Genomic DNA, 21,441 nt, shown 5'->3' with positions numbered 1-21,441 from the left:
GGGATGCGCGGTCACCCGGCGCGGTCCTCCAGGTCGCCCTCGGTCCGCAGGAACACCTCCCGCAGCCCGTCCAGCACCGCCGGGTCGGGGTACTCCCACAGTTTGCGGTCGGCCGCCTCCAGCAGCCGCTCGGTGATGCCGTGCAACGCCCACGGGTTCGACTCGGTCAGGAACCGCTGATTGACCTCGTCGAGCACGTACGTCTCGGCCAGTTTGTCGTACATCCAGTCGGCCACCACCCCGGCGGTGGCGTCGTAGCCGAACAGGTAGTCGACGGTGGCGGCCAGCTCGAACGCCCCCTTGTAGCCGTGCCGGCGCATCGCCGCCAGCCAGCGCGGGTTCACCACCCGGGCCCGGAAGATGCGAGCGGTCTCCTCGTGCAGGGCGCGGGTGCGCACCGCCTCCGGCCGGGTGCTGTCGCCGACGTAGGCCGCCGGGGCCGACCCGGTCAACGCCCGGACGGTGGCGATCATGCCGCCGTGGTACTGGAAGTAGTCGTCGGAGTCGGCGATGTCGTGTTCGCGGGTGTCGATGTTCTTCGCCGCGACCGCGATCCGCCGGTACGCCGACTCCATCTGGTCGCGGGCCGGCGCGCCGTCGAGGTCCCGGCCGTAGGCGTAGCCGCCCCACACCGCGTACACCTCGGCCAGGTCGGCGTCGTCGCGCCAGTTGCGGCTGTCGATCAGCTGCAGCAGCCCGGCACCGTAGGTGCCCGGCTTGGAGCCGAAGATCCGCATGGTGGCCCGCCGGGTGTCGCCGTGGGCGGCCAGGTCGGCGCGGGCGTGCGCGGCGACGAAGTTCACCTCGTCGGGCTCGTCGAGGGCCGCGACCAGTCGGACCGCGTCGTCCAACATGGCCACCACATGCGGGAACGCGTCGCGGAAGAAGCCCGAGATCCGCACCGTCACGTCGATGCGCGGCCGGCCCAGCTCCTCGGCCGGGACCACCGTGACGCCGGTCACCCGCCGCGACGCCTCGTCCCACACCGGCCGTACGCCGAGCAGCGCCAGCACCTCGGCGATGTCGTCGCCGGAGGTCCGCATCGCCGACGTGCCCCACACCGACAGCCCCACCGAGCGGGGCCAGTCGCCGGTGTCGGCCCGGTAGCGGGCCAGCAGCGACTCGGCCATCGCCTGCCCGGTCTCCCAGGCGAGCCGGCTCGGCACCGCCTTCGGATCCACCGAGTAGAAGTTGCGTCCGGTCGGCAGCACGTTGATCAACCCGCGCAGCGGCGACCCGCTCGGCCCGGCCGGCACGTACCCGCCGGCCAGCGCGTGCGTGACGTGGGTCAGCTCGTCGGTGGTACGGGCCAGCCGGGGCACCACCTCGGTCGCCGCGAAGCGCAGGATCCGGGTGACCAGCGCGGTCCGCTCGCCTTCGGAATCGGCGTCGCCGCCGGACGGCCGGTCCGGGTCGGGTCCGCCGAGCACGGCGGTGGTGACCTCGGCGGCGGCGTCCGGCCGCCAACCGCGTGCCTCCATCGCCGCGACCAGCTCCCGGGCGGTGGCCTCGGCGGCGTCGGTGCCGTCGCGGTCGGCCCCGGACTCGTCCAGGCCCAGCGCCTCCCGCAGGCCCGGCAGCGCGGCGACCTGCCCGGCCCACATCTGCCGGGCCCGCAGCATCGCCAGGACCAGATCGACCCGGGGCGCGCCGACCGGGGCCGCCCCGAGCACGTGCAGCCCGTCGCGGATCTGCACGTCCTTGACCTCGCAGAGCCACCCGTCGACGTGCAGCAGGAAGTCGTCGAACTCGGCGTCGTGCGGCCGGTCGTCCAGGCCGAGGTCGTGGTCGAGCCGGGCGGCCTGGATCAGCGTCCAGATCTGCGCCCGGATCGCCGGCAGTTTCGCCGGGTCCAGGGCGGCGATGTTCGCGTGCTCGTCGAGCAGCTGCTCCAGCCGGGCGATGTCGCCGTAACTGTCCGCCCGGGCCATCGGCGGCACCAGATGGTCGATCAGGGTCGCGTGCGCCCGGCGTTTGGCCTGGGTGCCCTCGCCGGGGTCGTTGACCAGGAACGGGTAGATCAGCGGCAGGTCACCGAGGGCGGCGTCCGGCCCGCAGGCGGCGCTGAGCCCGACGGTCTTGCCCGGCAGCCACTCCAGGTTGCCGTGCTTGCCGACGTGCACCACGGCGTGCGCGCCGAAGCCGTGCTCCAGCCACCGGTACGCGGCCAGGTAGTGGTGGCTCGGCGGCAGGTCCGGGTCGTGGTAGATGGCCACCGGGTTGGCCCCGAAGCCGCGCGGCGGCTGCACCAGCAGCACGATGTTGCCGGTACGCAGCGCGGCCAGCACGATCTCGCCGTCCGGATCCCGGGACCGGTCGACGTACAGCTCGCCCGGCGGCGGACCCCAGTGCCGTTCGACCTGTTCGCGCAGCTGCGCCGGGAACTCGGCGTACCAGCGACGGTAGTCGGCGGCCGGGATGCGCACCGGGTTGCCGGCCAGTTGCTCCTCGGTGAGCCAGTCCGGGTCCTGCCCGCCGGCGGCGATCAGCGCGTGCATCAACGCGTCGCCGTCGCCGTCGGTCAGCCCCGGCAGCGCGTCGGGGCCGTCGGGCGGCCCGACGTCGTAGCCGGCGTCGCGCAACGTGCGCAGCAGCGCCAGCACACTGGCGGGGGTGTCGAGCCCTACCGCGTTGCCGATCCGGGCGTGCTTGGTCGGGTACGCCGACAGCAGCACCGCGATCCGTTTGTCGCCCGCCGCGATGTGCCGCAGCGCGCCGTGGCGGACCGCGATGCCGGCAACCCGGGCGGCCCGCTGCGGGTCGGCGACGTAGACCGACAGCCCGTCGGCGTCGATCTCCTTGAACGAGAACGGCACGGTGATCAGCCGCCCGTCGAACTCGGGGATGGCCACCTGGGTCGCTGCGTCCAACGGGGACAGCCCGTCGTCGCTGGCTGCCCAGGTCTGCCGGGAGCTGGTCAGGCAGAGTCCCTGCAGGATCGGCACGTCCAGTTCGGCGAGCGCGCCGACGTCCCAGGCGTCGTCGCCGCCGGCGCCAGCGGTCGCCGGTCTGGTCCCGCCGGCGGCGAGCACCGTCACCACCAGGGCGTCGGCCTGGCGCAGGGTGGCCAGCAGCTGCGGGTCGGGCGAGCGCAGCGAGGCGCAGTAGACCGGCAGCGGTCGGCCGCCGGCCGCGTCGATCGCGTCGCACAGCGCGTGCACGAAGCCGGTGTTGCCGGCCAGGTGGTGGGCCCGGTAGTAGAGCACCGCCACGGTTGGCCGGCCCGGTCCGGTCGGCACGTTCGGGCGTTCCAGCACACCCCACTCCGGGGCCGGCCGCGGCGCGGCGAAGCCGTGCCCGGTGAGCAGCACCGTGTCGGACAGGAATCGGTGCAGTTCGGCCAGGTTGGCCGGGCCGCCGTGGGCCAGGTAGGCGTGGGCCTCGGCGGCCACCCCGGCCGGTACGGTGGACAGCTCCATCAGGGCGGCGTCGGGTGCCTGTTCGCCGCTGAGTACCACCACGGGGCGTCCGTCGGTCAGCAGCGCGTCCAGTCCGTCCGGCCAGGCCCGGCGGCCGCCGAGCAGCCGGACCACCACGAGGTCGACGTCGGCAAGCAGGGGCGTGAGGTCGTCGACCGACAGCCGGGCCGGGTTCGCCAGGCGCCAGTCGGCACCGCTGGCCCGTCCACTCAGCAGATCAGTATCTGAAGTGGACAGAAGTAGCATCATCGGACGCCTGGTCCTCCCTCGGGGTCCGCGCCCCGGGTCGTCGGTCGCGGCGACCGGAGTCTCCTGGCTCCCGGATCGAGGCTCGCCCCGGCCTTCCCGCCCCGTGGATCGGGGCCGTGGCCGTCGGTGGGGTCCGCTCCCCGGTGACAGTGGCGGGACCGCGCCGGAATCACACCGGCTTCCTCCACTTGCCGCCGCAGTTGGCTACCGACCACTGTCACGACCCGGGGACGTTTCGTCAAGGTGTGATCTATTCGCCGCGAGGGCGTCGCCTCCCGGTGGCAGCCCGTAGTATCCGCCGCGTGTCCGCCTCGCCGCTGCCGCCCGTCCGGGGCGGCCCCGATGCCTGCCCCGGCACGCTGGCGCTGCATCCGGCCGCCGACGGGCACCTCGCCCGGGTCCGCTGCCCCGGTGGGCTGCTAGCCGCCGGCCAGCTGACCGTACTGGCCGCCGCCGCCCGTGACCTCGGTGACGGACACCTGGAGCTGACCAGTCGGGCCAACGTACAACTGCGGGGGGTGGCCGCCGACGCCGCCGGGGTGCTCGCCGGCCGGCTGAGCGCGGCCGGGCTGCTGCCCGCACCCGGACACGACCGGGCCCGCAACATCCTCGGCTCCCCACTGGCCGGTGTGGACAGTGTGCCTCGGTGGGACGTCGCGGCGCAGGTCCGCGCCCTCGACGCGGCGATCTGCGCGCAGCCGGACCTGGCCCGGCTCTCCGGCCGGTTCCTGTTCGCCGTCGACGACGGCCGGGGCGCCACCGTCGCGGCGCGCCCCGACGTGGGCCTGCTGCCCGGGTCGGACGGCCGGGTCGGTATCCGGCTCGCCGGGGTCGACCACGGCCTACGGACCACGCCGACCGACGCGGTCCGGGTGGCGGTCGCCGCCGCCCGGATCTTCCTCGCCGACGAACGTGCCGTGGCCGGCACCATCTGGCGCATCGGCGACCTCGCCGCCGCCGAACTGGCACGGTTCGTCGCGGCGCTCGCCACCACGCCGGGCGTCCACCGGGTCGCGGCCGATCCGCCGACCGCACCGCGACGGTCCGGCGTACCGCCGGTGGGCGTGCTGCGCCGCCCCGACGGCGACCAGGCACTCGTGCTCGCCGTACCGCTGGGTCGGCTCACCGCCGCGCAGGCCGACCTGCTCGCCGCCGCCGCACCGCAGGCGCGGATCACCCCGTGGCGGACCGTGGTGCTGCCCCGGCTCACCGACGCACCCGGCTGGGCACGCCGGCTGCACCGTGCGGGCCTCGACACCGATCCCGGGTCGCCATGGCTCGGCGTCACCGCCTGCGCGGGCCGGCCCGGCTGTGCCCGGTCCCGGGCCGACGTACGGGCCGACGCGGCGGCGACGCACGCCGAACGGCCGGACCCGACCGGCGGGGCGCACCTGCCGGTGCACTGGATCGGCTGTGAGCGCGGCTGCGGCACCCCAGCGGGGCCGGCGCTGCGGGTCCTCGCCACCGGCGACGGCTACCAGGTGAGCGCGCCCGGCCGCCCCACCGTCCACGTCCCACCAGGGGCGGCGCTGGCCGCCGCCGTCCGCACCGCACGCGAGGAGCCGTGATGGACCACGTCCGCGACGGGGCCGAGATCTACCGGCAGTCGTTCGCCACCATCCGCGCCGAGGCCGACCTGAGCCGGCTCACCGCCGAACAGGCCCGGGTCGCCGTCCGGATGATCCACGCCTGCGGGATGGTCGACCTGGTCGACGACCTGGTCTTCTCGCCGCAGGTGGTGGTGGCGGCCCGGGCCGCGCTGCGCGCCGGCGCGCCGATCCTCTGCGACGCCACGATGGTGGCCGCCGGGGTCACCCGACGCCGGCTGCCGGCCGCCAACCCGGTGCTGTGCACCCTGGCCGACCCCCGGGTGCCCGCGTTGGCGGACAAGCTCGGCACCACCCGCAGCGCCGCCGCCGTCGAGTTGTGGGTCGACCATCTCGACGGCGCGGTGGTGGCCGTCGGCAACGCGCCGACCGCGCTGTTCCGGCTGCTGGAGCTGGTCGACGCCGGTGCCGGCCGGCCGGCGGCGGTGCTCGGCGTACCGGTCGGCTTCATCGGCGCCGCCGAGTCCAAACAGGCGCTGACCGACCATGGTGGACTGGAACACCTGGTGGTCCGGGGCCGACGCGGGGGTAGCGCGATGGCGGCGGCCGCGCTCAACGCGATCGCCAGCGACGACGAGGGACAGGTGGGGCGTTGAGCACGCGGCAGGACGCAACGGGTCGGCTGTACGGCGTCGGCCTCGGCCCCGGTGACCCGGAACTGGTCACCGTGAAGGCGGCACGGCTGATCACCGCCGCCGACGTGATCGTGCACCACAGCGCCCGGCACGGCCGCAGCGTCGCCCGGTCCATCGCCGAGCCGTACCTGCGCGCCGGGCAGATCGAGGAGGCACTGGTCTACCCGGTGACCACCGAACGCAGCACCCACCCCGGCGGCTACCGGGCGGCGATGGACGAGTTCTACGCCGACTGCGCGCGACGGCTCGCCGCCCACCTCGACGCCGGTCGGACCGTGGTCGTGCTCGCCGAGGGCGATCCGCTGTTCTACGGCTCCTACATGCACCTGCACAAGCGGTTGGCGCACCGCTACCCGACCGAGGTGGTGCCCGGGGTCACCTCGATGAGCGGGGCGGCCGCCGCACTCGGCCGGCCGCTGGTCGAGGCCGACGAGGTGCTGACCGTCCTGCCCGGCACCCTCGACGGCGGGGAGCTGACCCGGCGGTTGGCCGACACCGACGCCGCCGCCGTACTCAAGCTGGGTCGGACCTTCCCGGCCGTCCGCGACGCGTTGACCGCCGCCGGCCGCCTCGACGACGCCTGGTACGTCGAGCGGGCCAGCACCGGCGGGCAACGCGTCGCGCCGCTGGCCGACGTCGACCCGGCGACGGTGCCGTACTTCTCCCTCGCGCTGCTGGCCAGCCGACGCGGCGGCACCGTCGCGGCGGGCCCCGCCGAGCCCGACCGGTCGGGCCGGGGCGAGGTGGTGGTGGTCGGCCTCGGCCCGGCCGGCCGGGACTGGATCACCCCGCAGGCGCAGGCCGCCCTCGCGGCCGCCGACGACCTGGTCGGCTACGGACCATACCTGGACCGGGTGCCGGCCAACCCCCGGCAACGCCGGCACCCCTCGGACAACCAGGTCGAGGCGCAGCGCGCCGCCCACGCGCTGCGGTTGGCGGCCGACGGAGCCCGGGTCGCGGTGGTCTCCTCCGGTGATCCCGGGGTGTTCGCGATGGCCACGGCGGTGCTGGAGGTCGCCGCCGAGCCCCGCTGGAAGGACGTGCCGGTCCGGGTGCTGCCCGGGGTGACCGCCGCCCAGGCGGTGGCCAGCCGGGTGGGGGCACCACTCGGGCACGACTACTGCGTGCTGTCCCTGTCGGACCGGCTCAAGCCCTGGCCGGTGATCGAACGGCGGCTGCTCGCCGCTGCCCGCGCCGACCTGGTGATCGCGATCTACAACCCGGCGTCGCGCAGCCGGACCTGGCAGCTGGCCAGGGCCCGGGACCTGCTGCTGGAGCACCGGTCGGCACACACCCCGGTGGTGGTGGGCCGCGACGTCGGCGGTCCGGGTGAACGCGTCGACGTGGTGGCGTTGGCCGACCTGGATCCGGCCATGGTCGACATGCGGACCCTGCTGATCGTCGGCTCGTCGGCGACCCAGGTCAGCCACGACGCCGCCGGGCCGCCGGTGGTGTTCACCCCACGGCACTACCCGGGCTGAGCGCCCGCCGCCACGCCGAGGTCGGCGAGCCAGGTCAGGGCGGCGTCGACGTCGGCGACCGTCGGCGCGGACGGCGCGGCGGCCCGGTCGACCATCAGCACCGGGAGTCCGAGCTCGCGCGCGGCGACCAGTTTGGCGGACGTCTCGTCGCCGCCGCTGTCCTTGGTCACCAGCACGTCGATGGCGTGCGCGCGCATCAGCGCCCGCTCGCCGTCCACGGTGTACGGGCCGCGGTCGAGCAGCAGCACCCGGTCGGCGGGCAGCGGCGGCTGCGGTGGGTCCACCGTACGGATCAGGAAGAAGATCCCGGCCAGCGGCGCGAAGGCGGCCAGACTCTGCCGACCGGTGGTGAGCATCGCCCGGGTGCCCAACCGGGGCAGGGCGGCGGCGGCCGCGCCCAGGTCCGGCACCCGGTGCCAGACGTCGCCCGCACCGGCGACCCAGCCGGGCCGGCGCAGCACCAGCAGCGGCGTACCGGCCAGCGCGCAGGCCCGCACCGCCGAGGCGGAGATCCGGGTGGCGAACGGGTGGGTGGCGTCGACCACCGCGCCGATGTGTTCGGCCCGCAGCCAGCGGGCCAGCCCGTCCGGTCCGCCGAAACCACCGACGCGGGTCTCGCCGTGCGGCAGCCGGGGCCGGGCGACCCGGCCGGCGAGCGAGGTCACCACCCGCGCCGCCGGGTCGGCCGCCAACGCGGCGGCGAGCTGACGAGCCTGGGCGGTGCCGCCGAGAATGAGCACCCGGGGCCCGCCGTCCGGGCCGGGCCGGTGATCGGTCACGGCCGGCACCGGTCGGCGCTGTACAGGTGGCTGTCGGGGAAACCGGCGGCGGTGAGCACCGCGCCGACGACGATCACCGCGGTGCGGACGATGCCGGCGGCGTGCACGGCGGCGGCGATGTCGGCCAGGGTGCCGCGCAGTACCACCTCGTCGGGTCGGCTGGCCCGCGCCACCACCGCCACCGGACAGTCCACGCCGTAGTGCGGCACCAGGTCGGCGACGACCGCGTCGATGCGCTGCACCGCCAGGTGCAGCACCAGGGTCGCCCGGCTGGCACCGAGGACGGCCAGTTCCTCACCGGGGGGCATCGGGGTCGACCGGGCCGACACCCGGGTCAGGATCACCGTCTGCCCGACCTCGGGAACGGTCAACTCCCGGCCGAGCGCGGCGGCCGCGGCGGCGAACGCCGGCACCCCCGGGACGATCCGGTACGGCACCCCGGCCGCCGCCAACCGGCGGATCTGTTCGGCGACGGCGCTGAACACCGACGGGTCACCGGAGTGCAGCCGGGCCACGTCGTGCCCGGCCGCGTGCGCGTCGACCATCTCGGCGACGATCTCGTCGAGGGTCAGCCGGGCCGTGTCGACCAGCCGGGCGTCCGGTGGGCAGTGGGCGAGCAGCGCGGTCGGCACGAGGCTGCCGGCGTACAGGCAGACCGGGCTGGTCGCGATGACCTCGCGGCCACGGACGGTGATCAGGTCGGCGGCACCGGGGCCGGCCCCGACGAAGTGGACGGTCACCGGCGGTGCACCGCCCACTGGGTGACCGGCCGCGCCGGGCGCCAACCGGTGAAGCCGCCGACCGGCGCGGCCCGACTGATCGCGATCCGGGTGAGGTCCCCGCCGTGCCGGGCGTACCAGTCGGCGAGGAGCACCTCGGACTCCATGGTGACCGCGTTGGCGACCAGCCGGCCACCCGGCCGCAGCGCCGCCCAGGCGGATTCGAGCAGTCCGGCGGTGGTCACCCCGCCACCGACGAAGACCGCGTCGGGTGGTGGCAGTCCGGCCAGCGCGGCCGGGGCGTCGGCGACGAGGACCCGCACCCCTGGTACGCCGAGCGCGGCCGCGTTGGTGGTGATCCGCTCGGCGCGCTGCGGGTGCCGTTCGACGGCGATCGCGCGGCACTGCGGGTGTACCCGGGCCCATTCGATGGCGATGCTGCCCGAGCCGGCGCCGACGTCCCAGAGCAGTTGTCCCGGTGCCGGTGCCAGCCGGGCGAGGGTGATCGCCCGGACCTCCCGTTTGGTCAGTTGACCGTCGTGTCGGTAGGTGTCGTCGGGTAGTCCCGGCACGGTCGGCAGGGTCGGCGCGTCCGGTGCGGGCCGGCAGTGCACGGCGACCACGTTGAGCGGATCGGCCTGCGGACCGGCCCAGTCGGCGGCGGTGCCGACCCGGATCCGTTCGCTGGGGCCGCCGAGCTGTTCGAGCAGGGTCAGGGTGCTCGGGCCGTAGCCGCGGGCGGTGAGCAGGGCGGCCACCTCGCCGGGGGTGTGCGGGCCGGCGCTGAGCACCAGCAGCCGGCGGTCGGGCTGCACCCGTGGGTGCAGCAGCTGCACCGGGCGCCCGACGGTGCTGACCACGTCGGTCTCCTCGACCGGCCAGCCGAGACGGGCGCAGGCCAGCGAGGCCGCCGACGGGTGCGGCACCGCGTGTACCCGGTCGGCACCGACGAGTCGCATCAGCGTGGCCCCGATGCCGAAGTGCATGGGGTCGCCACTGGCCAGTACGACGAGCCGTCGCCCCTGATGCTCGTCGAGCAACCGGGGCAGGTGGGTCAGCAGTGGGGTGGGCCAGGTGACGGTCGTCGCCGGCCGGTGCGGTGGCGGCACCACATCGATCTGCCGCCGGCTGCCCATGAGGACGTCGGCCCGCCGCAGCGCCGCCCGGCCGGCGCCGCAGAGCCCGTCCCATCCGTCGGCGCCGATGCCGACGACGGTGATCCTGGCGGGCGTGGCGACGGGTGGCATGGCTGCGACCGTAACCGGTGCCCCGGCTGTCGGGGTAGTCGCCCTGTCGCCGGTACGGTCGGTGGGGCCGCTGCCGGCTCCGGCGGTGCCGGGCGGGACCAGCCGGTGCTGGCGGCCCGTCGGGACCTCAGACGTTGCCGAGCCGCCGGGTGATCGTGATCACGATCACCACCCGCTGGGGGTTGGGGCGTGGCACCCGGTACCGCTGGGCGTAGCGCTGCTCCGCGTCCCGTACGGTCTGCGGGTCGTCGTGGACCCGGGCGATGCCTTCCAGCGTCGACCACCGCGCCCCGTCCACCTGGCACACCGCCACCCGGGCACCGTCGGCTCCGCTGGCCCGCACGTGGGCGGCCTTGCGGGATCCGCCGGAGGTGATCACCCGGGCGGTGCCGGTGTCCGGGTCGACGGTCACCCCGACCGGTGCGACGTGCGGGGTGCCGTCGCGGCGCAGGGTGGTGAGCGTGCACAGATGTCGCTCGCGCCAGAAGTCGACCAGTGCGTCGCTGAACCAGGATTCCGAGGTGCTCATCAGGGGCATTGTCGCACCGTCGGGCCCGGGCGTCCGGCAGCGGCGCGGCGGGGCCCGTCGCTGAGTGACGACTCACTGACGCAACGGCCACCGGCTGGTCGCCCAAGCAATTGCTAGTCCGCTACAGCGCGTCCAGCGATCCTTTTCGCAGGGTGCGGGAGTAGGGTGTGCAGCCGGGGCGGCGCGCCTTAACGTCGGTCTCCCGCAAGAGTCGGCTGCGTCGCCCCACCTAATCTTGCCCCGGTTGACCGCCCCGCCGCCTGTCGCGCCGTGACGCCGTCGACCGGGTGTGGCGCTGATCGCACGATGATTCGCCTGTGTCGATCGGTCGGGCCTCGCTGGATCGGGGCGGCGGGAAAATCCGCGCAACATCCACCGGGCGGTGTTGAACCGTCCCTGTGGGGCCACCGTATGCATGGTCGAGACCCGGCGGAAACCGTCGACGACTCACCGAAACATTCCGACAGTGTCCGGTGACCCCACGCTCGGGGCGTCATCCGGACACGGGCCGAACGGCCCCCGGGACGCCGTCGATCGAGCGGCGCGGCTACCGGCAGCTGTCCCCAGAAGGGTTGGGTTGTCAGTCCCATGTATTCCCGTGCTCCCCGCCGTAAGGTGGACCACCCGGACGCTGCCTCGCCGTTGAACTCACGGCGCTGGAAGATCGCCGGCACGGTCGGTCTGGCCGCCGTCATCATGGGGGCAGGACTCGGCCTGGCGTCGGCCGACACCTCCAGTTCGGCCGATGTCGGTACGATCGTCTGCCCGAGCGTGGCCGACCGGTTGCCGGCGGTTCCGGCGGCGGCGCGGGCCGAGGTGGACCGGAACCTGCAGCAGTTGCAGACGCAGATCGACGAGGCGAACGCGCGGCTGGTCAGCAGCCAGGGTCAGGGTGGTCCGAACTTCGTCGACAACGCGATCCTCGGGCCGCTGGAGGACAAGCGGACGGCGGCGTTGGAGCGGATCGCGATCTCGATCGGCCGTCAGGGTGACCGGCCGGTCGGCCTGGAGTCGCTCGCGACCTGCCAACTGGTAGCCGGTTCGGCGGCCGGCGGGGGTGCCGCCGCTGACCTGCCCGCCGCGCCTGCGGCACCTGCCCAGACGCAGGCGCCCGCCGGCAACAACGGCAACGGTGCCAACACCGGTGCCGGCACGATCGTCTGCCCGAGCGTGGCCGACCGGTTGCCGGCGGTTCCGGCGGCGGCGCGGGCCGAGGTGGACCGGAACCTGCAGCAGTTGCAGACGCAGATCGACGAGGCGAACGCGCGGCTGGTCAGCAGCCAGGGTCAGGGTGGTCCGAACTTCGTCAACCTCGCGATCCTCGGGCCGCTGGAGGACAAGCGGATCGCGGCGTTGGAGCGGATCGCGATCTCGATCGGCCGTCAGGGTGACCGGCCGGTCGGCCTGGAGTCGCTCGCGACCTGCCAGCTGCAGAGCTGAACCGACCGTCACGAACGGGTTCCCGCCGCTCACCCGGGAACCGGCCCCTCCGGTGCCGCACTCCTCGCGGCGCTGGAGGGGCATCTTAATTTCCACTGAAGATTCCTGGTGATGAAGCAATCACATCGGGTCATCTCCGCAGCGTCAGGCGGCAGGATCCGACCGGGAACTAGCGGGATGATTCCGGCGCAGCGGCCAGGCCGCAATCAAATTGCGGCACCGTTCATCCGCCGACGCCTCCGGTACGTAGATGCTGAGGGACGGGCACTGGAGCGGGTGAAACAACCGGGAAGCGGTACGGTTTCTCCCGGCGCCAAGCCGAGGGCAGGATACTGACGGCGATCCGGGCACACAGCGCGGAGCGCCGCAGGTGTGGGTGGCACCGAGCGGGAGATCGAGGAGCATATGGCGCGGACGAACCAGAACCAGCGACCCGCCGGACCCAGGCCCGAACTCGCCGGCGGACGGCAGCCGTCGCGGTTGTCGGTCCTGATTCTGTCGGCATCGGTCCTGGCGGTCTTCTGGGCACTGGCGATGCTCACGTCGGCGGGCCGGGTGGCCTACGTCTACACGTTCTTCTTTTTGGACTTCTTCGGTGGCGTCTTCGCGCTGGTGGCGCTGAGTCTCACCGTGATGATCGGGCTGGCCGCGACCGACCGCATCGTGCTGCTGCCCCGGCACCGGGTGCTGCTGCAGTCGGCGCACCGGACCACCGGGATCATGGCGATCGTCTTTCTGGTGCTGCACATCGTCACCCAGATCACCACGGGTGCCGTCTCGGCGGTGGGGGCGTTCATCCCGTTCCTCGGTGGTGGCCAGGCCGTCTACGTCGGGCTCGGCACTTTCGCGGCGTACCTGATGTTCGCGATCCTCTGGACCGGCCTGGCCCGGGCCCGCTGGGTCGGGGTCGGCCCGCCGTGGCTCTGGCGGGCCCTGCACAGCGGCGCGTACGTGGCCTGGCCGATCGGCATCACCCACGGGCTCGGTGCCGGGCGGCCGCCGGCGACCTGGGTGACGCTCAGCTACCTGGGCTGTGTGCTGATGGTGGTCATCGGGCTGCTGGTCCGCTTCGCGACCGGGGTGGGCAAGAAGAAGCCGTTCGTGTCGCAGGCCACCGGGACGTCCATGAAGCCGGTGGGCAAGATGGCCGACGACTCCCGCTCCTCGTCGAGCCGGCGGCGGGGCAGCCGGGACGAGGGGGTCAGCCTGGAACCGGCGACCGCCCGGTTCGGCTCCTTCGGGGACCGTCCGGTCGACATGATCGACTCCTGGGCGCAGGCGGGCGCCGGGCGCGGATCGGCCGGCCGCTCAGCTGACCGGTACCGGGTACCGGAGGTGCCGCAGCCGGCCGCCCGGTCGTCCGTGGCCGAGCCGACCCGGGCGTACCGGCAGATCGACGCACCCCGCGAGGAGGACAACGGCCGCGGCCGGTACGCCGAGGACCGTCCCGCCGCCCGGCGTGGCACGACCGGTCGCGGCGACGCCGTCGACCGGGACCGGCGGGACGAGGAACCCGCCGGCCGGGGCCGGTACGCCGACGACGACACCGGGTCGCGACGGCGCTACAGCGACGACGCCGAGCGTCGGCGCCAGGCCGAGCCGGACGGCGCCCGTCGCCGCTACGCCGACGACGAGCGCGACTACGACGACCGTGGCTACGACAGCCGGCGGGCGGAGGAACCGGTCGGCTCCCGGGGCCGGTACGCCGACGACCGTCCGGTCTCCGGCGCGGGTGCGCGCAGCCGGTTCGCCGACGACCGTCCGGTCTCCGGAGCCGGGCCACGTGGCCGCTTCGACGACCGTCCGGTCTCGGCCGAGCCGGCCCGTAGCCGGTCGGCCCGCCGGCGGGCCGAGGCGCAGGCGCCGGTCGGTCGGGAGATCGACGACTACCCGCCGGGTGACGACACCCCGACGCTGGTCGACCTGGCATCCCGCCGCGCCCAGCGGGCTGCGGCGGCCGAATCTGCCGGCCGCCGCACCCGTGGTCGCCGTGGTGCGGCCGACGACACCGACGAGGACTACTGGACCCAGCTACGAGGAGAGGCGAATTGAGGGCGACGACGACCGTTCCTCCCGTCGCGACCGTCGGCCCGCCCCGGCTGACCGCCGGGTTCGAGGAGTTCGGTCGAATGGACCTGCGGGCACACGAAGAGGTGCACGGAGGTGTGGGGCCGCTGTCGGTCAACGATCTGATGCGCCTCGGTGAGGCGATCGATCTCAAGGGCCGCGGCGGGGCCGGATTCCCGTTCCACCGCAAGGTCAAAGCGGTCGTCGATTCGGCCGACAAGCAGGACAAGCCGGTGGTCGTCGTGGTCAACGCGACCGAGGGTGAGCCGGCCAGTTGGAAGGACAAGGTGCTGCTCACCCGGGCCCCGCACTTGATCCTCGACGGTGCCGCGCTCGCCGCGTTCGCGCTGGAGGCCGAGGAGATCGTCATCGGGGTGGCCGACGACGGGGTCGGTGGTGGCTCGCTGTCGGCGGCCCTGGCGGAACGGCGGATGCCGGTACCGACCAGCATCGTCACGGTGCCGCACCGGTTCATCTCCGGCGAGGGTGGTGCGCTGGTCCGCGGCATCAACGGGTTGCCGCACATCCCGCCCGGGGTCAAGGTCCGGGCCAGCGACTCCGGCGTGTCCGGCCTGCCCACCCTGCTGTCCAACGCGGAGACCTTCTCGCAGTTGGCCGTCGCCGCCCGGCTCGGCCCCTACGAGTACTGCGCGGTCGGCCTGCCCGACGAGCCCGGTACGGTGCTGCTGACCATCGGCGGGTCGGCCGCCCGTCCGGCGGTGGTCGAGTGCCCGACCGGCACGCCGCTGCGCGACATCCTGGAGTTGTGTGAGGCGCCGGTCGGACCGGGCCTGCTGATCGGTGGGTACCACGGTAAGTGGATCACGCCGGAGGCGGTGGCCACGGTGGAGGTCTCCCGCAAGGGCTTCACCAAGGTGGGCGGCACCCTCGGTGCCGGGATCACCATTCCGTTGGGGGAGGGGACCTGCCCACTCGGCGAGGTCGCCCGGGTGGTGCACTACATGGCGGGCGAGTCCGCCGGTCAGTGTGGGCCGTGCCGGCTCGGCCTGCCCGACATGGCCCGCACCATCGACTCGCTGGTCATCGGCAGCGCCGCGGTCGACGCGGTCCGGGCCGCCGCGAGTGTGATCAAGGGCCGGGGGGCGTGCAGCCATCCGGACGGCACCTCGCGGTTCGCGATCTCAGCGCTGGACGTCTTCGCCGAGGACCTCGCCGCGCATGCTGGCGGTGACGGCTGCGGCAAGCCGGTGAAGGGCATCCTGCCGTTGCCGGTGGACGCGCCGTCCGGTGGCACCAAACGGCTGAGCGTGGACTGGACCCGTTGCGACGGCCATGGGCTCTGCGCGCACGTGGTGCCGGAGTACATCCGGCTGGACGCCAACGGGTACCCGGCCTTTCCGTCCAGTCCGGTGCCGGTGTGGCTGGAGCCGGGTGCCCGCAAGGCGGTCAACGTCTGTCCGGCGTTGGCGTTGCGGCTCAGCGAGGGCAAGAGCGGCCACTGACGGGTCGACGTAGCTTTTCTTCCCGGCACTCACCTGCGACACTGCAAGGGTGTCGAGAGATGTCGATTCATCGCTGGTCCGGCGGCGTCGGTCCGGCTCCTGGTGGCTGCTGCCCGAGGCGCTGGCGCTGGCGCTGCTCGGCGTCGGCTTCTACTACTCGACGGCGGTGGCCGCACCGACGTTGACCGAGGGCCAGGCACGTGCGGACGCGGCGGCGCGGATCGCGGTGACGATTGAGCAGTCGACCAGCGACGAGCACGCCGCGCACGGCCACGAGGTGAATCCGGACGAGCGGATGCTGTGTACGGCCGAGGTCTGGAAGATCGACGAACCGGCCACCGCCAGCGGTGCCGCGACCGCCTACGGCTACTACCTCTGTGCCACCGGCACCCCGGGCACGCCGTACATGCTGTCGCGGATGAACGCCGGTCCGATCGTCGCGCAGTTGACCGATCCCCCGCAGATCACCGTCACCGCCCTCGACGAGGACTTCCGCTCCCAGGTCGAGGCGATGATGCCGGCGGAGTTCGTGGAGCAGTCGTTCAAGGGGTTCACCGACCCGGGCCGCGCGGACACCTTGCGCAAGCGGTTCGAGAGCCAGGTCAGCCGGGCCGCCTGAGGCACCGCCGACCACGTCGACCACCCCATCCGCGTCGTGCCCCTCAGCGCACCAGGCTGCCGATGAGGTTGATCAGCACCGCGAGGATGACCGCGCCGAACAGGAACGACAACATCGCGTGGCCCAGTACGCTGCGCCGCATCGCGCTGCTGGTCAGCTGAGGATCGGAGACCTGGAACGTCATGCCGACGGTGAACGCCAGATAGGCGAAGTCGCTGAACCGGGGCGGCTCGTTGGTGTGGAAGTCGATGCCGCCGATCTGACCTCTCCCGTAGTACAGGCGGGCGTAGCGTCCGGTGAACACCTCGTGGATGACCGCCCAGGACAGCACCACGGTGCCGACGCTCACCCCGATGTGCAGCGTGCCAGCCGGGTCGTGGGCGACCTGCGGTGCGCCGAGCAGCGCCGCCACCGCCAGCAGGCTGGCCACCGCCGCACCGAGCAGCACCACGTCGGCGAGGATCCGGCCGGGATCGACCTGGTCGACCGCGCGGGCGGTCGCCGCGGCGTCGCTGCGCCAGATCACCGGCCACCGCCACGCCAGGTAGCCGCCAGCGGTGACGCCCCAGCCGACCAGCGGCCCCAGCGACGTCGGCCCGGTCACCGCCACGCCGACGGCCACCCCGACGCCGAGACCGGCGAGCGCCACCAGCTGCCAGGGCGGGTGCCGGGCGCCGACCCGGCGTGGCTCAGACCGGCTGCGGGGCATCGGCGCCGGTCGGCGTGAGTCGACGGACCGGCCGGACCGTCCGACGGGGCCGCAGGTCGCGGCTGCGGCGGGCGACGTCGACCGTGAGCCGGCCCAACCGGGTACGCCGGAGCTGGTCGATGCGTTCCAACGGCAGCAGACCCAACGCGGCGCCGGCGGCCGCCGATCCACCGACGATGGACCAGCCGACCGGCCCCAGCGGCCGGCAGCCGAAGAAGTGGCTGACCAGCGGGGTCTGCACCACCCCGAAGAGGGCGCCCATCGAGACGCCGGCGGCGGCGAGCACCATCGGGTCGCCCTTGGCCGCGACGGCGGTCTGGGCCAGCTGCGCGGCGACCAGGCTGGCGAGCGCGACGCTGCTGGCCCGCGCGGGGGTGCCGGTGAACCGGGCGGCCAGCCAGCCGCCGGTGGTGGCCAGCGCGGTCGCTGCGGCCCGCCGCGCGACCTCGCGGTGCAGGCTCGCGCCCAGTGACGATTCCGGCCCTTCGCGGGCCAGCTCGTCGGCGGTACGTCGGCGCGGTGGACGGGCGGCGACGGTGATCGCCGGGAGCAGGTCGGTCATCAGGTTGACGAACAGGATCTGCCGGGGGTTGAGCGCCTGCTGTCCGGACAGCAGCGAGCTCAGTACGGAGAAGAGGATCTCGCCCAGGTTCCCGCCGAGCAGCAGCGCGAGGGACTCCCGTACCGAGATCCACATCGCCCGGCCCTCGGTCACGCCCTCGGCGATGCTCTCGATCCGGCCGTCCACCACGATCATGTCGGCGGCCTGCCGGGCGGCGCTGGTGCCGTGGTCGCCCAGCGCGATGCCGACGTCGGCGAGCTGGATCGCGGGGGCGTCGTTCGCGCCGTCGCCGGTGACCGCGACGACCCGGCCGGCCTGACGCAGCGCGCGCACCACGGCGACCTTGTGCGCTGGGCTGACCCGGGCGAAGACCGCCGTACGCGACACCAGATCGGCCAGCTCGTCGGCACCGGCCGCGTCGAGCTCGGCCCCGGTGACCACGGCGCTGCCGTTGAGCAGGCCGAGCTGCGCACCGATCGACTCGGCGGTGCTCGGATGGTCGCCGGTGAGCATCACCACGGCGATGCCGGCCTGGCGGAGCCGCCCGATCGCTGCGGCGGCGCTGTCGCGGGGCGGGTCGGCGAGTCCGAGCAGCCCCCGTAGTTCGAGTTGGCCGACCCGGTCGTCGTCGAGGTCGCGCCGGCCGGACGCGGTCCGACCGGCCACCGCCAGCACCCGCAGCCCGTCGTGGGCGAGCCGGTCGATCGCGGCGTCGATCTCGCGGCGGCCGGTGTCGTCCAACGGGACCACCTCGCCGTCGCGCCGCCAGGTCGCGCACCGGGGCAGTACGGTTTCGGGTGCGCCCTTGACGCTGATCGTCGCCCCGTCGGGGCAGGAGCCGAGCACCGCGTGGAAGCCACGTCCCGGTTCGAACGGCAGTTCGGCCAGCAGTTCCCAACCGTCGGCGCCCTCTCGGATGCCGACCCCGGCACGGTGCCCGCCGTCGACGACGGCCTGGTCGGTCGGATGCGGAAGCCGCTGGTCGCCGTCCGGAACCGGAGTGGCCCGCAGCGCCGCCGCCAGGATGTGCCGGTGTCCGTGGCCGAGTGCGTCCACCGGTTCGGTCTGTCGACCGTCGCAGACCGCCTGCAGCTGGATCGCCCCCTGGGTCAGGGTTCCGGTCTTGTCGAAGCAGATCACGTCGACCCGGCCGAGTGCCTCCATCGCCCGGGGGTCGCGGATCAGCACGTTGTGCCGGGACAGCCGCTTGCTGGCGCTCAGTTGCGCGGCGGTGGCGACGAACGGTAGCCCTTCGGGGATGGCTGCCACCGCCAGCGCGACCGAGGAACCGACCGATTCGCCGAGCCGGCCCCGCAGCAGTCCACTGCCGAGGGTCGCGGCGGCGGCGGCCAGCGCGGTCGGCACCGAGGCGGCGGCGAGCTGCCGCAGCCGGGCCTGGACGCCGCCGCGCGGTGCCTCGTCGCGGACCTGGTCGGTCGAGCGTCCCGCCTCGGTGGACCGGCCGGTGGCGACCACGACCGCGGTCGCCGTTCCGGCGGCGACGGTGGTGGCGGCGTACACCATGCTGGTCCGGTCGGCGAGATCGGTGGCACCGGTGCGGTCTGCGGACTTGGCGACCGGGGTCGACTCGCCGGTCAGGTTGGACTCGTCCATCTCCAGGCCGTTGGCGGTGACCAGCCGACAGTCCGCGGGCACCGAGTCACCGGGTTCCAGGCAGATGAGGTCGCCGACGACGAGGTCCTCGGCCGGTCCGACGCGCTGTTCGCCGCCGCGGCGCAGCCGTACCCGTAGCGCACCGGCGCTGAGCAGCCGCCGCAGGGCCCGTCCGGCGGTGACCTCCTGGGCGCCGGCGAGCAACGCGTTGGCCATGATCACGGATAGCACCATGAGGGCGTCGACGGTGGATCCGGTGATCGCCGAGACGCCGGCTCCGGCGGCCAGCGGCCCGGTCAGTGGGGTGTCGAGTTCCTCGGCGGCGGCCTGCCACAGTCCGCGGGTGGTGTCCGTTTCGGTGCGTTCGCCCTGCTCGGTCCGGCGCTGCCGGGCCTGCGCCTCACTGAGCCCGTCGGGACCGGCGTCGAGCCGGTCGAACACCTCCTCGACCGGCATGGTGTGCCACGGTGTGTCGGTCGCCGGCGCGGGCGTCGGCCGGTGCCCGAGGTCGCGGGCGGCGCGGTGGCCGAGGGCGAGGTTGACCAGTCCCGCCACGTTGTCGATCAACAGGGACCGGGCGGCGCCCCGCTGCGTACCGTCGAGCACCCCGAGCGCGGCGGCGGCCAGGGAGCCGATCATGGCCCGCTGTGCGCTCGCGGCGCTCACCGAGCGGGCCAGGGCGGTCGCCTCCAGGACCAGCCAGGCAGTCTCCAGGCCGGGTGCGCAGATCAGGTGGGCGCCCCACGGGGGTCGGCGGGCGGCGGTACGGATCACCCCGATGCCGCAGTCGGCGGCGGCCAGGGCCACGTCGTTGCGGGCGGCCACCAGGATCACCCCGTGGCCGGCCTGTTGCAGGGTGCGTACCGAGGCGGCCAGTTTCGAGCCACTGGCCACGGTGCCGTCGGCCTGGCAGCGCCGGGCCAGGGCGCTGCCGGAGGAGCCGCTGGCCGGGTTGCGTCCAGCGCTGGCGCGTCCGGCGATCAGCAACCGTCCGACCCGGCGGGCGGCGGCGGTCAGCGCCTCGGCCTGCGGGTCCAGCTCCGCCTCCGCCCGGACCAGGGCGATCAGTTCGCCGTCGCGGGTCAGCGCCAGTACGTCGGGTGCCGCGCCGTTGCCCGTCGGCCCGGCACCGACCCGGTCCAGCGCGTCGGCGGGCACCGGACGGTGCAGCCGGTGCGGTGGGGTCAGCGCCCAGCCGTCGTTGCACCCGGCGGTACCGCGGCCCGCGCCGGTGTCCACCAGTCGCGTCGCCTGCTGCCGGGCCTGCTCCTCGGTGCCGCTGACGGTGACCACGGCGGTGATCAAGGTACGGCCGGTGAGCAGCACCGAGGCGTCGACGACCACGGTGTCGACGCGGTCCAGACGTCGGAGCGCGGCCGCCTCACGGACCACCACCCCGTGCCGGGCCAGGGTCCGGCCGAGCTGACCGGCGTAGGCGTCGCGGCCGGTGCGGGCGCTGCGGGGGGAGGCGACGGCGGTGACCCGGGCGGCGCGTTGCCGGCCGCCGGGCAGCACGGTGAGGATGCCGGCGGCGACCAGGGTCATCGTGCTCATCCGTTGGGCGTACTGCTCGATCGGCCCGTCGGGCAGCGGCCGGGGACGGGTCGGCGGCGGCAGCACCGGGGCGCGGCTGGCGTCGGCGTCGGGATGCAGCTCGTGGACCCGCCGGGCCCACACGTCGTGGTACGCGGCGTCCTCGGCGATCAGCGAAGCCCGCAGCACGGCGTCGGTGAGGCTGGTCAGCGGGCGTTGGGAGGCGGCGGCCACCGCCGTGCTGAACAGGGCCTGGCCCAGGTCCGCCCCGACCGGGCCGAGGGCCCGGCGCAGCCAGGCCCGCAGCTGCGGTACGTGTTCGAAGGCCGCCGGTAGCGCCGCGATCTCGTTGGGCATCGCGGGCAGCCGGAGCACCTTGCCGAGCGCACCGACGCCGGCGCCGATCAGGTCACCGGCCAGCGAGACCATGTTGCCCGTGCCGGAGTCGACGTGGGTGGTCCCGGTGGCCCGCGGGGCGACCTGCTGCTCGGCCCGGGTGAGCGCGGCGATCAGCCGGCTGCCGCCCAGGACCTCGGGGTCGAACCGGACCACCATCCGGCACAGGGCGCCGTTCCATGCCGCCCACCGCACCCCGTCGACGCTCTGCAGCGCCTGCTCCAGCTCCGCGACGTCGGCGACGACCTGGCCGTGGTCGTCGGTGCTGACTTCCAGGTGGGCGTGGCCGTCGTAGGCCCAGGCGTGCCGGGCGTGCGCCATCCGGTGTCGCCGTACCGACCTGACGGTGGCTGCCGGACGCTCCAGCATGGGG

Annotated in this window: 14 protein-coding genes and 1 riboswitch; of the genes, 7 read left to right on the top strand and 7 right to left on the bottom strand. The window is 74.3% G+C overall.

The annotated features are described in order from the left end of the window. Positions 1 to 11: 11 nt before the first annotated feature. Positions 12 to 3,668, bottom strand: a complete 3,657-nt coding sequence (cobN, locus tag O7608_RS21700; RefSeq protein WP_289206356.1) for a cobaltochelatase subunit CobN — start codon at positions 3,666 to 3,668, stop codon at positions 12 to 14. A 57-nt stretch (positions 3,669 to 3,725) separates the two neighbouring features. Continuing rightward, a riboswitch (cobalamin riboswitch) is annotated at positions 3,726 to 3,852 on the bottom strand. 118 nt (positions 3,853 to 3,970) lie between these two features. Here cobN and O7608_RS21695 point away from each other — a divergent pair. Genes O7608_RS21695 through O7608_RS21685 form a run of 3 tightly spaced genes read left to right on the top strand, consistent with a single transcriptional unit; the run spans position 3,971 to position 7,391 of the window. Further along, positions 3,971 to 5,236: a ferredoxin-like domain-containing protein gene (locus O7608_RS21695; RefSeq protein ID WP_289206355.1), complete on the top strand. Its 1,266-nt coding sequence runs from the start codon at positions 3,971 to 3,973 to the stop codon at positions 5,234 to 5,236. Further along, a complete protein-coding gene (locus O7608_RS21690; protein ID WP_289206354.1) occupies positions 5,236 to 5,871 on the top strand; it encodes a precorrin-8X methylmutase in 636 nt (211 codons plus the stop codon). Before O7608_RS21695 ends, O7608_RS21690 begins: the two co-directional genes overlap by 1 nt. Beyond that, entirely contained in the window at positions 5,868 to 7,391 is a 1,524-nt protein-coding gene (locus O7608_RS21685; RefSeq protein WP_289206353.1) for a precorrin-2 C(20)-methyltransferase, read from the top strand. The genes O7608_RS21690 and O7608_RS21685 overlap by 4 nt, the downstream gene beginning before the upstream one ends. Here the strand turns inward: O7608_RS21685 and O7608_RS21680 are convergent. The 4 genes from O7608_RS21680 to O7608_RS21665 form a co-directional block, all read right to left on the bottom strand. Further along, a complete protein-coding gene (locus O7608_RS21680; protein ID WP_289206352.1) occupies positions 7,379 to 8,170 on the bottom strand; it encodes a cobalt-precorrin-6A reductase in 792 nt (263 codons plus the stop codon). The genes O7608_RS21685 and O7608_RS21680 overlap by 13 nt on opposite strands. After that, positions 8,167 to 8,910 (bottom strand): precorrin-4 C(11)-methyltransferase, encoded by a 744-nt coding sequence (gene cobM, locus O7608_RS21675; RefSeq protein WP_289206351.1) that lies wholly within the window; start codon positions 8,908 to 8,910, stop codon positions 8,167 to 8,169. The genes O7608_RS21680 and cobM overlap by 4 nt, the downstream gene beginning before the upstream one ends. After that, the gene (gene cbiE / locus O7608_RS21670) at positions 8,907 to 10,136 is read right to left on the bottom strand and encodes a precorrin-6y C5,15-methyltransferase (decarboxylating) subunit CbiE (protein ID WP_289206350.1); all 1,230 of its coding nucleotides are present in this window, start codon (positions 10,134 to 10,136) and stop codon (positions 8,907 to 8,909) included. Before cbiE ends, cobM begins: the two co-directional genes overlap by 4 nt. Before the next feature lie 127 nt (positions 10,137 to 10,263). Next, positions 10,264 to 10,665, bottom strand: coding sequence for a PPOX class F420-dependent oxidoreductase (locus O7608_RS21665; protein WP_289206349.1), 402 nt, complete (start codon positions 10,663 to 10,665; stop codon positions 10,264 to 10,266). Between the two features lie 588 nt (positions 10,666 to 11,253). Here O7608_RS21665 and O7608_RS21660 point away from each other — a divergent pair. From O7608_RS21660 to O7608_RS21645, 4 genes are all read left to right on the top strand, one after another. Continuing rightward, entirely contained in the window at positions 11,254 to 12,105 is an 852-nt protein-coding gene (locus O7608_RS21660; protein ID WP_289206348.1) for a hypothetical protein, read from the top strand. A gap of 372 nt (positions 12,106 to 12,477) precedes the next feature. Then, a complete protein-coding gene (locus O7608_RS21655; RefSeq protein ID WP_289206347.1) occupies positions 12,478 to 14,157 on the top strand; it encodes a hypothetical protein in 1,680 nt (559 codons plus the stop codon). Continuing rightward, positions 14,154 to 15,635, top strand: a complete 1,482-nt coding sequence (locus O7608_RS21650) for an NADH-quinone oxidoreductase subunit NuoF family protein (protein WP_289206346.1) — start codon at positions 14,154 to 14,156, stop codon at positions 15,633 to 15,635. The genes O7608_RS21655 and O7608_RS21650 overlap by 4 nt, the downstream gene beginning before the upstream one ends. 49 nt (positions 15,636 to 15,684) lie before the next feature. Further along, complete coding sequence (locus O7608_RS21645; protein WP_289206345.1) at positions 15,685 to 16,254, top strand: hypothetical protein; 570 nt, start codon at positions 15,685 to 15,687, stop codon at positions 16,252 to 16,254. Between the two features lie 43 nt (positions 16,255 to 16,297). Here the strand turns inward: O7608_RS21645 and O7608_RS21640 are convergent, their stop codons facing one another. Together O7608_RS21640 and O7608_RS21635 are read right to left on the bottom strand one after the other, a co-directional pair. Continuing rightward, a complete protein-coding gene (locus tag O7608_RS21640) occupies positions 16,298 to 16,963 on the bottom strand; it encodes a DUF1345 domain-containing protein (protein WP_289206344.1) in 666 nt (221 codons plus the stop codon). Next, positions 16,944 to 21,437 carry a cation-translocating P-type ATPase gene (locus O7608_RS21635; protein ID WP_289206343.1) on the bottom strand — a complete coding sequence of 1,498 codons (4,494 nt, stop codon included), beginning with the start codon at positions 21,435 to 21,437 and terminating at the stop codon, positions 16,944 to 16,946. Before O7608_RS21635 ends, O7608_RS21640 begins: the two co-directional genes overlap by 20 nt. Between the last annotated feature and the right edge of the window lie 4 nt (positions 21,438 to 21,441).

Origin of the sequence: Solwaraspora sp. WMMA2056 (assembly GCF_030345095.1) — a bacterium.
Classification (GTDB): Bacteria; Actinomycetota; Actinomycetes; order Mycobacteriales; family Micromonosporaceae; genus Micromonospora_E.
This window is presented reverse-complemented; position numbering and strand designations above follow the sequence as displayed.